This window comes from Marinobacter lacisalsi (genome assembly GCF_042651045.1).
GTDB lineage: Bacteria > Pseudomonadota > Gammaproteobacteria > Pseudomonadales > Oleiphilaceae > Marinobacter > Marinobacter lacisalsi.
On the sequence record NZ_JBHSDI010000009.1, the window covers coordinates 1 to 14,547 of the forward strand.

7 protein-coding genes and 1 pseudogene are annotated in these 14,547 nt (G+C 58.2%); 3 read left to right on the top strand and 5 right to left on the bottom strand.

Going from position 1 to position 14,547, the window contains the following annotated elements:
• Positions 1-318 precede the first annotated feature (318 nt).
• Positions 319-1,859: pseudogene (locus ACFOZ5_RS05755) on the bottom strand (transposase).
• A 263-nt stretch (positions 1,860-2,122) separates the two neighbouring features.
• A complete protein-coding gene (locus ACFOZ5_RS05760) occupies positions 2,123-3,094 on the bottom strand; it encodes a LysR family transcriptional regulator (protein WP_379886068.1) in 972 nt (323 codons plus the stop codon).
• Positions 3,095-3,210: 116 nt separating this feature from the next.
• On the opposite strand from ACFOZ5_RS05760, the gene ACFOZ5_RS05765 reads away from it, so the two are divergent.
• Both ACFOZ5_RS05765 and ACFOZ5_RS05770 read left to right on the top strand, forming a co-directional pair.
• The gene (locus ACFOZ5_RS05765) at positions 3,211-3,450 is read left to right on the top strand and encodes a hypothetical protein (protein ID WP_379886069.1); all 240 of its coding nucleotides are present in this window, start codon (positions 3,211-3,213) and stop codon (positions 3,448-3,450) included.
• Between the two features lie 51 nt (positions 3,451-3,501).
• Positions 3,502-3,699 carry a hypothetical protein gene (locus ACFOZ5_RS05770; RefSeq protein ID WP_379886070.1) on the top strand — a complete coding sequence of 66 codons (198 nt, stop codon included), beginning with the start codon at positions 3,502-3,504 and terminating at the stop codon, positions 3,697-3,699.
• 70 nt (positions 3,700-3,769) lie between these two features.
• Here the strand turns inward: ACFOZ5_RS05770 and ACFOZ5_RS05775 are convergent, their stop codons facing one another.
• A complete protein-coding gene (locus ACFOZ5_RS05775) occupies positions 3,770-5,524 on the bottom strand; it encodes a putative Ig domain-containing protein (protein ID WP_379886071.1) in 1,755 nt (584 codons plus the stop codon).
• 652 nt (positions 5,525-6,176) lie between these two features.
• On the opposite strand from ACFOZ5_RS05775, the gene ACFOZ5_RS05780 reads away from it, so the two are divergent.
• Positions 6,177-8,363: a tetratricopeptide repeat protein gene (locus tag ACFOZ5_RS05780; RefSeq protein ID WP_379886072.1), complete on the top strand. Its 2,187-nt coding sequence runs from the start codon at positions 6,177-6,179 to the stop codon at positions 8,361-8,363.
• 168 nt (positions 8,364-8,531) lie between these two features.
• Here the strand turns inward: ACFOZ5_RS05780 and ACFOZ5_RS05785 are convergent, their stop codons facing one another.
• Together ACFOZ5_RS05785 and ACFOZ5_RS05790 are read right to left on the bottom strand one after the other, a co-directional pair.
• Positions 8,532-9,209: a glutathione S-transferase family protein gene (locus ACFOZ5_RS05785; RefSeq protein WP_379886073.1), complete on the bottom strand. Its 678-nt coding sequence runs from the start codon at positions 9,207-9,209 to the stop codon at positions 8,532-8,534.
• A gap of 198 nt (positions 9,210-9,407) precedes the next feature.
• On the bottom strand, positions 9,408-14,336 hold the full coding sequence (locus ACFOZ5_RS05790) for a hypothetical protein (RefSeq protein WP_379886074.1): 4,929 nt from the start codon (positions 14,334-14,336) through the stop codon (positions 9,408-9,410).
• Positions 14,337-14,547: the final 211 nt, after the last annotated feature.

Consider the following 14,547-nt stretch of genomic DNA (forward strand, 5'->3'; position numbering starts at 1 on the left):
ACCTCAGCCTGGGCATGAAAACGCCCCAAGAGGTACATGAAAAAGCCAGCCCCCATAAGGCGCTGGCTTCAACAAAAACCGTCAACGTATTTTAGGACGGGTCACCCGCCTACTGGTGCAAAAGCCGTTAACGAGGCTGTAGAAAAACCCGATTCGGGGCCTTTCCCAGCACCTGACTGCTAAATTTTTTGACCCGCCCGTCAACGGAACGGTTCTCCAGATTCCGGTGCATGGGAGGCAGTTTCGGCTTCAGGGCGCTCCGTAGGCCCGTACTGCCGGCTTCCAGACGGCCCATTCTCAGCCCTTTTGCCCCAAATATCATGCCGCCAACTGCCCGTAGTTCGCCAACTTCCCGATATTATGCACCAGGCAGTATAACTGCCACTGACCCTGTACTTTCTTCTTGCCCCGCAGGCTGAACCGGTTCAACCGTTTGGTGGTGCCGATGTTGCCGAACACCGGCTCCACCACCGACATCCGGTGGCTGTAAATCTCTTTGCCCTGTTGACTGTCCACCCGGTGTTTCATCCAGTCGGTGTAGTTGGGCAGGCGTTTGTTCTCGATGGTGAACGATACCTGTCGACCAGAGCCATTGCGGTGATCTGCTGAGGTCGGGTTCTGCATGCAGCGGTGCTTCTTGGGACAGTGCCGGCATTGAAGTAGCCGTCCTTCGAAGTGCATCCGGGTCTTGCCGTTCTCGGCTTCCCGCTGGCCCCGGTAGGTGAGGGACTCGCCCGTTGGACAGATGCACGTCAGGTTGACCGGATCGAACTGGAACTCACTGGCCGGAATGGTGTCCTTCCAGCCGGTATCGGGTTGGTTTTGATGACGCTTGCCGTACTTGTCTTTCTGGTGTGCGAACTTCGGGTCCCGGCTGCGGAACTTGTTGTCCGGTACGTAGCCGTTGATCTGTCGGTCGTGCAGATACTTCATGTTGGCTTCGTTGGCGAAGCCGGTGTCGGCGGTAACGATCGTGCCTTGCTGGTAGATGCTCTCGGCGATGCCCAGCTTCCTGTAGCGGGCTTCGACGGTTTCCAGCACCGGTTGCAGGGTGTGGTGTTCCTGGCCTTCGCCGAAAGCCTGGGCGTCGATCACGATCTGGTGCTTCCTGTCCACGGTAGCCACGCCGTTATAGCCCTGGATCGTGCCCTTGCTGGTGGTCATCTTGGCGCTTTCGTTATCGGTGATATTGCTCTTCACTTCCTTGTTCCGCTTCCCCCGGCCCATCCTTGGGCGGTTCGTCTTTAGGAAACGGTCCACTTTCTTCAGCGATTCATCCAGCGAGAGGATGGTCTTTGCCCGACGGATATCACGGTCCAGTTCGGCTTCGGTCTCCGCCTCGTCACGCTCGTAGTGTTCCAGTAAATGGTGACGGATCAATCGTCGCAGCTTGTCCCGCTTCTCGCCCAGTTCCTTGAAGGTGCCGGACCACTCCTTGGCGGCGTTGGAGGACATCTTGCAGCCGTCGATGGCGAAGAGTTCGTTACCCAACAGGCCTTGCTCGTGGCACACCAGCAGTACCTGCTCGAACAGTTCCTCAATCTCGTCGGCATGGCTGCTGACGAACTTTGCCAGCGTGGTGAAGTGCGGAACGGTATCGCAGGACAGGGCCTTGAAGATGATGTTGGTCTCGCAGCACCACTGCATCTCGCGGCTAGAGGTGATNGCAGGATGGCCGGATCGTAGGCCAACCGGCCGGTGTCGTCGTTGCGGTACTTGGGGTGGAAGACTGACAGGTCCAGCTTGTGCTCGATCAGGTAGTGCACCGCGTGTTCAAAAGTGCCTGGTTGAAGCTGTTCCTGATAGTTGATCACGACCATCGCATCCTGGTCGTAGTTGTAGTGCCTGAAACGGGGCATGGGACGGGTCCTTGTCGGCCTGCGATGACTCAATGCTACCAAACCCGAAGCGGGATTTTCGGACTTTTTCTACAGCCTCAACAGCCTCAAAAACGGGCTGACTGTTCCTATCTCACGACTCTCCCATTTGTCTGTGCAGGCAGCTCTGATACCTGCGACTTAACGAAGTGCCTACGCTTGTTCCCGATTCCGCACAACAGGTAATACCGCTATTGCCGATCATAGCCAGGCTTCCCTGAGCGCATGACCGGGACCTGCCATCCTTATCGGCTGCCCGACAATAACGATGTGCCCGCGAGGCGCTGACTTCTGGCCCGGACTACGTCGGTGAGGAAATCCATCAGCGCGTGAATCCGTACCACACCCCGAAGATCCGGGTGCATCAGGAACCACAGGCCATATTCCAGTTCCGGTATGGGGTCGGTGAGCTGGATGATGTCCGGGTCTCCGTCCGCCAGATAACATGGCAACACCGCCAGCCCCATGCGGGACCGAATAGCGCTGAGGATGCTGACCAGCGTATCAACCCGGTAGACACAGGAAGGCTTCAGCTGATGGTTGTCCATCCATTGGTCCAGCGCCGAGTCCTGGAGTCGTGGCCCGGCGCCGATCCAGGGCTGGCCGATGAGGGAGTCTACCGGCGCACCCGGGGGCAGGCCGAAGCTGCGATGGGCGTATACGGCCTGGCCAATGGTGGTGAGCGGTCGGCCGATCAGGTTTTCCGGGGGGCGATTCGAGGGGCGAATGGCGACATCCGCTTCCCGGCGCGTCAGGTTGAACAACTGATTGGAGACGGCAACGTCCAGCACAATCCCCGGGTATTTCTCGCGGAACTCTGTGAACAGTGGTGCCAAGAGTCCCATCAGAAGGGAGTCTGTCGTGGTAACCCAGATTTCACCGGTGGGCTCAAGATCCCGGCCGGCAACCTTGCGCTCTGCGGCCAGCGCTGCCTCGTCCATGATACGGGCCGTATCGGCAAGCTCCTCCCCGGCAACGGTGGGCCGGTAGCCGGTGCGGCTCCTCTCGAACAGGGTAACGCCCAGTCTTTTCTCGATATCACCCAGTCGCCGGAACACAGTGGCATGGCTGACCCCCAGGCCACGCGCCGCGCCAGACAGAGAGCCGGCAGTGGCGATGGCCAGGATTGCTTCGAAGTCGTTCCAGGCAAGGTTGCTGCGTGTCTTGTCGGCGGCTGTGTCAGGGTTACCACTTTTTCTTGATGTTCGTTTTTGCAAAGTTTGTGTGCACCATTAGGGAATAGTTTGCAGTAATGAAGAATATTAGCATGTATCTGAACCGATGAGACAACCGCGCCGTCCGGATTCCGGGGCGGTGCCAAAGGGGCAGAGACATGATCGTATCAGGGTATTCGAAGCACATTTATGGCAACACCAGGTCCGAACACAGGCGCAGTGACCAGGCAGAGAAAATCGCTGGCAGCCATGCACCTGGTGACTCTATTCCGGCCAGATACCGGGACCAGTGCGGAGGCATTGATCTTGAGCAGGTGCAGCGGGACCAGAAGGAAGCAAGGCGACAGCTTGTCCGGGCCATGCTGCAAAGCCTCCGGAACGTGGTGGGCTGGCGGTAAGTGGCCACCGGGCGTGGAAACGGCAAGGGCTTTCGCCCCTGCTGTTGTTTAATGCCCCTGTGGACGTTGACCCACGAGATCGGCCATGCCCTCGGCCTGGACCATCCCCGGCCGGCAGGGCAGGTGATGGGGTTGCCGGCGACCTGCGCGGCATTCAACGGCTTTATGGGCGTATCGACGACCGTGGACAGGTCAATGGCGCCGATTACCCGGCTGTCCAGTGCACCGACGGTACTGACCTCCCAGTGAGCTTGGGTTGCATCTCCGACATGACGGCTTACTCCTGATTCAGACAGAGATTACGAACCGGCACAGGCCACTACCGACATAACTCCAGACACTGACGGAAAACCTGAACACAGGCGCTGGCAGGCAGCTGGTCGTCTGCCATGCACTGATCACGGTCAGTGTTGCATTGCTCTATGCAGTTCCCCCTGTCGTCGCCGTCATCGCCGCCGCCGAGTCGGGCCACCTCCAGGGTTACGTGTTTTCGGGTACACCGGCCGCCGGGAACCGGACTACCATCGCAGACGGCGGCAGTCACCTCGAAACTGCCTGGACTGCCAGGGATTCCTGTAATGCGTCCCGTGCGACGGTCAACAGACAGCCCCTGTGGAAGGTCAGAGGTTTGGTGCCAGTCGTAGATCGGTACACCCCCTCTGGCCTCGAGCATGGCTTCATAACTCTCGCCAATCCGCCCCTGGGGCAGGGAGTTTGTGGTAATCCGGAATTCGGCTGTCGCCGTGGTCTCCCGCAACTCATATCCAACGGCCTCAAGTAGCAGAAGATCCAGTTTGGTAATCAGCCAACGACGGGGCGGGACGCGGCCGTGGTATTCGTTTCCGAAGGCGCCGTGAAGGCTTGCGGGATCAATAGCCTGGAAAAAATGGTCATCATCATTGGTTTCCACTGGCCTGCCGTAGTAGCGCCTGACAGCCGGGGTAGACATGCTATCGCCGGGTTTGAAACCCCGATAGTTGCGGTTGAAGGCCAGCGCATGGCCGAGTTCGTGCCGGAAGACGGAGTAGAGGTCATTGATGTTCCGGTTGTCGATCTGGAACCAGCGAGGCCCTGACACCACCCTGGCCCAGCCCCCGCGATCGTAGTTGCCGTCGATTTCCAGATCGATGACCCCGGACCGCCAGAGCAACGGCTTGAGCTTCTGGCCGTCGCGCCGTTGGACCTGATTGGGGTCGTCTGACATCGGGGCCCCACCAGACCGGATGCTGTCCGGTGGATTGCAGTTGAAGTTAGTGGCATTGCATGGATTACAGATATGCCCGTCCGCCTCACAACGGATGCCATAGGCATAGAGCAGAAACCCCGTATAGGCGTCGTCGTTCTGATACGACTTGCGGCGTTCACCGCAATGTTCGTGGAACCCGCGCTTGTGGGGCCAGGCAAGGGTTGTCTGGGCACCAGCCGGCACCCCGTCCAGGTTCATGTCATCCAGGAAATAGGCCCAGTCGTCCACGGCCTGTTGGACGGCGACACGCCGCGACCGGTCAAACCAGTCAAACCCGTCTTCGTCCCGGGAAAAGTCGATGTCGATCCGGAATTCCGACTGACGGGCAAACCTGTCCTGGTCGATGACATGGACAGGGATGTTCAGGGTCTCATTCTGATTGTTGGGGCCAAATGCCAGTGAAAGGGTCACGTTTTCGTCCCTGTCGTCACGATCAGGCCAAATGGAAACGAAAAAGGATTGCGCGTCCCTGTTGCTGAAGTTAAGGATCTTCTCCGGGCCTCCGGTCCCCACATCGCTGTTATGACACTGAGCCTGCACCACATTGTCGCAGTTGAAGTAGAATTGCTGGTTAACAATGGATGCGCTGTTCACGGTCAATGTCACGCTGGCCGGCAGGTTCACGTCCTGGGTAGGATCAACCGTGACCCTGATCGCCGGGTTGGCAATGAACCCTTCCCAGTCAACCAGATCAATCTCGCCGTTGTTCACTACGCGTCCATGCATATCGCGAACCTCCAACAGATCCTGTGCGTGGCCGGGGGATACCATGGCGAGAACACTCCCCAGCAACACGAATGTTGCCCATCCCGATCTCTTGCCAGACATGGCTGCGCCTCCGCTTCGAGAATGTTTCCGTTCGGCAACAGCGTCAGGTCTTGCAGGGTCAGGCGTGGTATCTCGCGGGCGGGATTGTGACAGCCATGAAGGCTGGAGGCATTCGGAAAATCCGCGCTCCGAGAGATTGAGCATTTCGCGAAGACACAGAGCTACCGAAGCATGGCCCTGATCAAAGTATAAGAGGGCAATTCTCAGGTCTCAATAAGATGCATGGTACATATATTCATTTCAGAAACGGTCTTAGTCATGGGAGCTCTGAGGGCAAACGGATGCGGTGTCTTCAGGGAGTCTGTCTCCCAGGTCTAAGCGATCTCTATCTGAAGATGCCGTCATATCCCGGAATCAGGTGACCGAGCAGCCTCGACGGCGTGAGGTGGTTCGGCTGAGACGGGCACTGGTCTCGCTGATTATGGGGCAAAGAGGTTGTAACGGACCCCAAAAAGGACGACTTGCGTCGCATTTCAAGACACCTCTCCCTGACGAACGAACCAGATTCAGGATCTTTCCGGGAGCAACGTTTACCCTCATACATTGATTGCAGTTTGGTTGTGGGGGAACTGAGCCTCCACAGAACGTTGAACCCCACGATGCAAAGCTACCGGGGTCAATATTGAGCAAGTAAAAGCCAGGGAGTGGTTACGTGAACCGGCAGTCCAGCCCCCAGAATTCGAGCAAAAGACCTCGCCGTGCCCCCATACGGTGGCTGCTTTTCATTGCTTTTATCCACACGGTTCCCGCCCCGATCTATCTGGTTTTGGCAATTGGTGTGGCGCCGCCGCTGGCGATAATCCTGTTCGGCCTTCATGGCACTTTCCGTATCACCGAAGCCAGTCCTGCCATCGCACTTATGCTGCTGTTACCGGGGCTTCTATACGCTGCTCTGTGCCTGGTTGTTGCGCAGGGCCTGGCGGTATTGCTTGACCGCATGCGGGGCCGCCGGGCGCGGACTTTATTGCTACTGGCACTGACTCTGTTGCCACTGTGGGCAGCACTGCAGCCAATCTATTTTCTGGCGGGCGAAGGCCAGTCAGAACGGGGCAGTGTACTTGATGCCTGGCTGGGGGTGGGCCTTTCGGGTGCCGGAGCCGCAGCCTATGGCCTGGTGCTGCTTGCCGTGTTGCTGTTCTTTTTTGCGTGCTACTGGCGAGGGCGGCTGCCAGCACTGTGGTTTTCCCTGTTTGGCTACTGGCGGAGAGTCGGAGTCGGTTTGGCGATGGCAGCGCTTGCCGGCCTGTTTCTGGTCAACCCGGACACTCTGATTTGCCGGCCTTTCGCAATAGCGGGGCACGCCGGGGCACAGGTATGCCTGGCAGAGTCGATCGAGGCCAAAACGAGTCCATACCTGGGCAAATACCCTGCTGAACATTGGTATGAACTGGCGGCTCTTGACGGAAACGAGACCGCCTTGTGGAAGACGGTGAACATGAACCGGGATGAAGCAAAAAAAAGGTTCTGGTTGATGCGGCTGGCAAAAGAGGGGAACGGAGAAGCCCAGTACCTGTTGTACAGAGAGATGCAGAGCGACGGGACATCTGAGCAGGAGTCACGTATCTGGCTCGAAAAGGCTGCCGGAAATGGACAGCCAGACGCGCAATGGCGTCTTGCAGCTGTGTTACGTCATGAATTTGCAACCGAGGCCCCGTCGGGGGGCCTGGAGGGTTACCGGTCTTGGCTCAGGAAAGCGGCTGATCAGGGCAATCACCAGGCTCTGGTAACCATCGCGCAGCACTTATCACGAGGTAGTGCTGGGTTCGATGTGGATCTGGAACGTGCCAAAACCTACTACAAGAGGGCTCTGTCCACTGACCCGATGGATCAGACGGTGAACTATCAGGACAGAATTGATGAGATTACCCGCTGGCAGGAAGGTCTGAGGTACGAGGACGTGGACACGCTGGTTTTTCTGGGCCGGCAATTCGCGACCGCCTGGCAAGCCAGACCCGTTGTGAGGCAGAAGGGCCTGGAGTTGTTGGGGCGCGCCGGGGCCCTGGGGCACGAGCAGGCCTACCACGAAGCCAGCGACCTGTTGATTTATGGCCGCGACGGGATGCCCCGGGACGTGCAGAGGGGGCAGGCAATACTCCGGGAGGCGGCTAATGACGGCGACATCCGCGCGTTGGAAAAATTGTATTCTGGCTATTTTCAGGGTCACTACGGCTTCGACAGGGACTATCGAAAGGCCCGTGAGATGATCGACAAGCTCATTGAAGCTTACCGACATGACCGGGGATTCCCGAATCGTTATTCGATCGCCCGGCTTGAGCGGGATCTTGATTATATCCAGAGGATGGCTGATTCGGTGGGGGGCAGGATTCATGACGAAACCGCTTTACGCGACAGTGTTAAAACCCGGGATGTAGAGTCCACCTACCAGCTTGCCATGCAGCTCAACAAGCTGGGTGGTTATGATGATGTTGAGGAAGCCGTGTCCTTGTTCCACGATGCGGCAGATGCCGGCCATACCGAAGCACAATGGGAGCTTCATCTGATCTACCTGAGGGGAGAGACCGTTGTCGAGTACTCAGAGCAGGGTACGTCACGACGCACGCTTGTAAATAAGATGCCCGACAAGGCCATGACCTATCTGAAGCAGGCGGCGGCCGGAAAACATCGGTTGGCAATGGCCCACCTTGCCCTGTATTACCAGAAGGGACGACACGGCTTGCCTGTGGACTATGAAGCATCCGCTGATCTCTATCGCGAGCTGATCCAGGCGTCGGAGGACAACACCTATGGATGGGATGTGGATCTGGACCAGTACACCAACTATGAAATCTACAAGTCCCATCTGGCCAGGAGTGAGATGCTGCTGGAAATCACCCGGTAAGTGGCTGAATGGCGGGATCAACCTGCTTACGTAAAAATGGCGCCTGATCCAGCCTGAATGAGGTCAAACAAACAACCGCAGTCTTTCCGACATGAGCGCCGGCCAGGTCGCGGGATTGCGCTCTGGCCGGGCTTTTTCAGGATACCGGTGCCGCGTATCGGGTGTTTGTCAGAACCCGTACAGCTCCTTCAGGTGCGCCATGAAATGCGGCCGGTTTTCGGCGGCGTCAGCGCGGACTTTTTTGACGTGAGGTCTTTCTTCCATGCGCTTGCAGTATGCATCCAGGCCGGGCACCTCTGACAGGGGATCCCGGTCCATGAAGGCTTTGCCAACGTTGCGCACGATGGGAAGGTTCAGAATGGCCCCGATATCCGCCAGGGTAAACTGGTCACCGTAGGCGAACTGCTCAAAGGTCGACAGTTTTGGCAGCGCGGCGACCGCCTTGTTCAGGCTGGCTTCAACCTCCTTCAGCAAAGCGGGATCTGGTTGTGTACCACCGAGCAGATTCGGAATAAGGCGACGGGCCACCAGCTCGAAGTACAGCTCGATGAACTGGGACAGTTCCTGCACCTTGGCTATGCCAAAGGGCGTGGCGGGAAGCAGTGAAGGCTCCGGATGCGCCCGCTCGATATACTCAAGAATTGCCCGGGATTCGCTGATGAAACCTTCCGGTGTCTCAAGGGCCGGCACCTTGCCCAGGGGGCTTTTGTCGAGATACTCGGGTTTGTACTTTGGACCGACTCCGGTGTAAGACAGAACTTCCTCAAACTCAATACCTTTCTCCAGAAGGGCGAGCTTGGGTACGTTGTAGTAGTTGCTGGCGGAAAAGCCGTGGAGTTTGATCATTGCTGATTCCATTGTTGGTTTTTTTGAAAGAACCGGCGCCGCACTGTAGTCCTGCGTGGTCAGCACGATGCTTTTTGGGGCCTGCGCCACAATAAGGCCCAGTAGCCTTTACGGCAAGAGTAACCAACCGGATGTGACCTTCCTTGGCACTGCGCATGCGTCGCACAGGTTCTTTCAGGGTCAGTGCAAGCCAACCCGCTAAACCAGAATAGTGCCCCCGCTGTCATCGCCACCATTACCCTGGTTCGAGCTCATATGCTCGGCTTCCTCCTTGAGATCTGACCATTGCTCGAGCAGATTCTGGCAAGCCTGTCCGTTCCTCACTGCTGAACGGGTTGTATAGTGGGTGTCACCGGCAAGATCGGAATCGTCCTCTACCGTGGCGTTGGCCTGCTCCAGGAAAATCTCCAGGTACCTGACCCATGTCTGGCGGGCCATCTCTCCACCTTTTGTTACATCGAGATGCTCGAAGAGGTAGTCCATGAGCCAGGGGAAAGTATTGAACTCCGCAGTCTCCAGGCGCCACTGGTTCTCTTCATCCAGCCGTTTCAGGCGCCAGGAGCGCCGACCGGCATAGGGATGGTTCTCCAGAGTCTGAACCGTCATGAGGATCTCATTACTGCCTTCTTCCAGGGTGATGACCTCAACCTCAAAGCGCCGTACGGTCATGTAGTCCGCCACTTCGCTGATCGCCTTTTCCAACGGATACACGAGACTGGAACCTACGGGACCCATACTGGCACTCCAGGAGTAAGCGGCCATTCTGGCCATTGCGTCCCTGGCGAATTCAAACCCATCGATATCCGGCTCGGCCACAAAACGGAAACGGTCGCCGACAGCGAGGCTGCCAGAACCATGAACCCGTTCAGCGGACACCACCGCTGGATCGATCAGGTCCACGAATGACCTGAATGTGGAAAACAGATCCTCCTGGCTTTGGGTGGAGCTGAAGGTAACACCATGGTATTCGCATTTGGCAGCGCGGGCTGCTTCCCTGAGTTCGGCATCGATGCCTGGTATGCCGGTGGGGCCAATCCTGGCTATCTGGGTCTGGGAGGCACGACGATGATCCCGATACCGGGCGGGAACTGTGTTGACCAGGCCATTGTTGCTCACATGCTGGACCAGGGGCGTAACCTGAATGTCGAGGAAACTGGCCTGTTGTATCTCTGGAGCACCAGAGGAGACACTGCTGTAACCGTTGCCGTCCATACGGGTGTAATTGAACGGCTGGCCACTGGCGATCTTCTTGTCCAGAGCCTTGTTCAGCTGCGCGTCGGTTTGCTCCTGACGGTCATTGTCGTCACCTGCACCGGCCACTTCGGCGGCCCGCTGGTCAAAACGCTCGTTGGCCTGTTCCTGAGTCATGAAGCCTTTCTCGACCCCACGTTCCAGCGCAGACCGGTACTGATCCAGGTCGGTGCTGGAGCGCTTCTGCTTCTCCATTTCAAGGGCAGCAGCGGTTTTGCCGAACTGACTGGCGAGTCCGGCGGCCTGTTCCATCCCGGCCCGGGCGTTCTGCTGGGTTCCTTCCAGCCCTGCCATATCCCGGAAGGCACCAGACTCGGTGACACCGGACAATGCCTGGGACAGTCCCTGGGTTGCGGGAACTGACGGGGCGTTCTGTAGATTGATCATCGGGCTGGGGAAATTGCTGGGCGTCAGATCCCCGGGCGGCTCACGACGGGACTGAAGAACATTGTTCGGTAACGACGCCAGTTCCGGGTCTTCCTGGTCCAGTACCCAGTCCGTCGAGCCGTGGTGTTCCTCGCAGGAATTACAATGGTCCATCAGGGCCTGGGCGTAAACCCCGTCTGAGGGCAGGGTTACCCGCATGGGCTGGGCTGCGCGGGAGCCATCGTTATAGTAGTTGAAGGCCTCCTCGAGACTTTCATGGTCGTCCACGCCCACAAAGGCGCCGGCTGCGACCCGGAAAATCAGACTGTTGCCAAGCACCCCGATGGGCTGGTGCTCCACTACGGACGCCAGGCTGCGGCTGTCGGTGTCGGAAAGGGCGTAACCATCCAGAATGGTGTGCAGTTCATTGCGGTCCATGCTCAGCCAGATGGCACGGTGGTAACGGTGCATGTTGTTGTTCAGGTGAGTCAGGACGGCGTCATAGGCCTCCTGTATGTCGTCGCGCATGTTCCGACGCTCGTAAGCGCTGAGGCTGAAGTACAACAAACCGCCCAGATCATTCGGCTTACCGGAACCCGTCTGAACCAGGTTACGCATGCGACGATCGGAGCTGACCCTGCGGTTGGTATCATGGCGCGTTTCATAATGAATCCGGGCATGAGAACAATCCGCTATCGAGCCCGGTGGCAGTGATTGCTTGTCTTCGTCGTCGGGATCCAGTGGCCGTGCCTTGACCGTCATGTATTCGACACCCTGACGGGTCAGGTTTTCGGCTTCCGATGTGGGCAATGTGAAGTCCACACGTAGCAGGCCCTTGTGACGATAACTGGACGCCAGGGTGAAGTTCACGCCCTGCAGGGGCTCACCACTGGAATCGTCGCCGGCGAAAAGCTCCAGGAATTCGACCCAGTTTCTTGCCATGGTGGGGGCCACATTACGGCGGAAGTAATCATCAATCTGGGCCTCATCGGCCCGGTTAAGGTCACGCGCGGTTTCCTGGATGGTATCGCCCAGCAGGGGAACGAACTTGGCAAACGCATCAATGATATTGCTCTCACGGCGCGCACGGTACTGCCGTTCGGTGGCTGCCTCTTCCAGCTCCTCGGCCTCTTCGCCCTCCCGTGGCCGCTCGATGCCCAGGCGAATCCACAGCGAACCGGACAGGTAGTTCAGTTCGTGATCCTTGCGTGCACCGGCGGGTACATCCCCCCAGGCTTCATCCAGTGCGCTGGTGTCGTCGGGATTGGTGTCAGCCACCGCTGCCATTTCCTCGGCATAACGCAAGGCCCAGCGCATCCGCCAGGGGCGCAGATAACGCTGGAGAACCTCCCGCCAGCGCAGCACACGGTCTTCAGTAAAGGGCGTAATGGCAAAGGGCACGAACAGGCATTCCCGGACGCCGCCGAGCATCGTGTCCACTCGCAGGTGACGCACGATTTCGTAGTATATGACGGAGAGTGAGTGGCAATAATTGATATTGCGGACCACCTCCGAAACACCTTCCACTGTTTCGTCCTGTTCAGCTTCGGTGACAACAGTGCTCTCCAGGGCCCTCAGCGAATCTCCGTACTGACGTACCGCATCCCGCAATTTCTGTTCTTCGGTCGCGGCAATGCTGCGTCCGCCCCGTGTCCATGAGTTGCTGCTGGAGCGTCCGTGAGAGGCACCTCCACCAATCACAAACCCGCCACTGGCAAAACCGAGCCCGCCGGCGGCCCCGGTTGTCTTTGATTCCGAGCCGCCCCGGCTCCACTCCGACAGGTTGGACTCCACCGCAGTGCCGTAGTCCATTTCCCGTTCCAGTTCATGGGCAAACTCATCGTCAGAAATGGTCTGCTCCTGCCGGCGTGCGATCTCCCGCCGTTCCCAGTCCACTTTGACGATCCGGCGGGTCTGTCGTGGCGCCAGTGTCAATGTGCGTTTCACGTCCCCCAGGGAATAACCATTGGAGCGGGTCTGCACCCGCCACTCGAGAATGTGTCCACCAACAACGGATTGCGCCTGGTGCCGGGTTGGATCGCCTTCCCAGTCAATCAGGTTGCCAGTGCCGGCCGGCTGTCGGGTGGACGATTTCTGAAACGGATTCGGGAAGAAGGACGTAACGCTGGACCCGGGCCGGGGGTTGGGGAGGAACCGGTCCAGTGCCTTCAGGCCCTTTGTGCGAGGCTTACGGTAACCATGGTCGATGGCCTTGTGTTGCTCGGGAAGCAGTAGCAGGTAGTCCGGGCGCTTGGGAGAGTTACTTGCGATGTCCGGTTCTTCCACACGCAAAATGGTGTGGAAGCTGCGCTCGCTCATGATTCGATTGGGGTTTTCGAATGGGCGGCAAAATGGCCCTGGATCATCACTGAACCTGTCGGGGTGATCCAGCAGCGTCTGCTCGTCGACGTCCAGAGGGTAATCAGTCTTCCCGCCGCCACACCGGTCATCCGGCCCGCAGCCTTTTCCGGCCCGGGAGCCGGGCTTATGCTCGTCGGCGGTTGTCATGGGCATCAGCAAGGTAAGGCGGGAGGCTGGCTCCTGGGGATCTTCCTCCCGGCGGAATCCCACGGTAAGAGTCGGCCCCATGAGCAACCAGAACCAACCGAGAACCGTGGTGTCTTCGCTGGTAGGTAGCGGCCGGGAAAATTCGAAGCCACCGTCGAACTTGAGATCCCCGGCGGTCAGGTTGAACCGTGTGAGTTGTTCAAGCTTTTGCTCGTCGGCGGGGTCCAGCTGGCGTGTACCCGTTTGCGGAATGGTGCCTTCCTCCTGCCCCAGCAGGGCCATGACCGCCTCGGCCTTGGCAGCTGAATCCACCAGGTCCACGGTAAGGTCGAAGTCATCAAAGCGAGCTTCCGGACAGAGCGGCAAACGGAACCGGCCCCGGCGCTGCAAACGACGTTTTTTCTCGGGTTCGGCCCGTCCCCGGTTGTCTTCCAGCACCTCTGTATCGAGCTCAAACCGGGCCCTCAGGGTAAACGCCTTTTCGTCCGCTTCTAAAGTCAATGACTGTCGGGGCAGCAGCCTATGCCCCTGGGCATCTTCCGGGACAACAAACAGCCTGGTCTCCGGATCGACCGGGTCGATGGTCACACTGGTCTCGCGGTCGAGGGGCATACTGTGTTTCTCGGAGACCATCGCTTCCCCGCCCATGGTTTTGTACTCGAGTCGCAAATGAACAGGTGACAGAGCCCCCCGGGGCGGTTTGGGTACCAGGTCGATTGCCAGCGACCATTCCGGGGGACCTTCCAGGGCTGGTTCGGGGCCGTAGATCTCCATCGGATCTACCCCGGGTTCTGTCTGTTCCTCCACGTAATACTCATAGCGCGGGTGAGTCAGCTTGTCTTCGGGCACTCGAAATCGCTCGACGAACGCGTCCAGACTTGCAAAGCCACCCAGGCCAAATCTGGCTTTCAGGAAGCGGTTGATTTCATCCTGTGTGAAGTCGAATAACTCAGCCAGCTGTTCATCGGTAAGGCGGTTCAGGTCGAGGCGACGTTTAGACATAATCTCAGTCCTTCGAGTTGCGGCGATGATTCTCCGGGCACTACTGGCTCCGCACCACTTCGGGGGCAGAGTATCCCACCGCCGCTTTATAGTTTCCGCCAACCGTTGGCGCAAACCGTCGGATACAAGACGCCTCAAAAATTGGACAGGCGCCACATTAATGCTTTCTTGCAAGTGAAGTACCCGATTTAACTATTGAAAATCACAGGCA

Coding starts and splice junctions, on each gene's coding strand:
- ACFOZ5_RS05765 (WP_379886069.1), top strand. CDS start 3,211: ATGATCGTATCAGGGTATTCGAAGCACATTTATGGCAACACCAGGTCC.
- ACFOZ5_RS05770 (WP_379886070.1), top strand. CDS start 3,502: ATGCCCCTGTGGACGTTGACCCACGAGATCGGCCATGCCCTCGGCCTG.
- ACFOZ5_RS05775 (WP_379886071.1), bottom strand. CDS start 5,524: ATGTCTGGCAAGAGATCGGGATGGGCAACATTCGTGTTGCTGGGGAGT.
- ACFOZ5_RS05785 (WP_379886073.1), bottom strand. CDS start 9,209: ATGATCAAACTCCACGGCTTTTCCGCCAGCAACTACTACAACGTACCC.
- ACFOZ5_RS05790 (WP_379886074.1), bottom strand. CDS start 14,336: ATGTCTAAACGTCGCCTCGACCTGAACCGCCTTACCGATGAACAGCTG.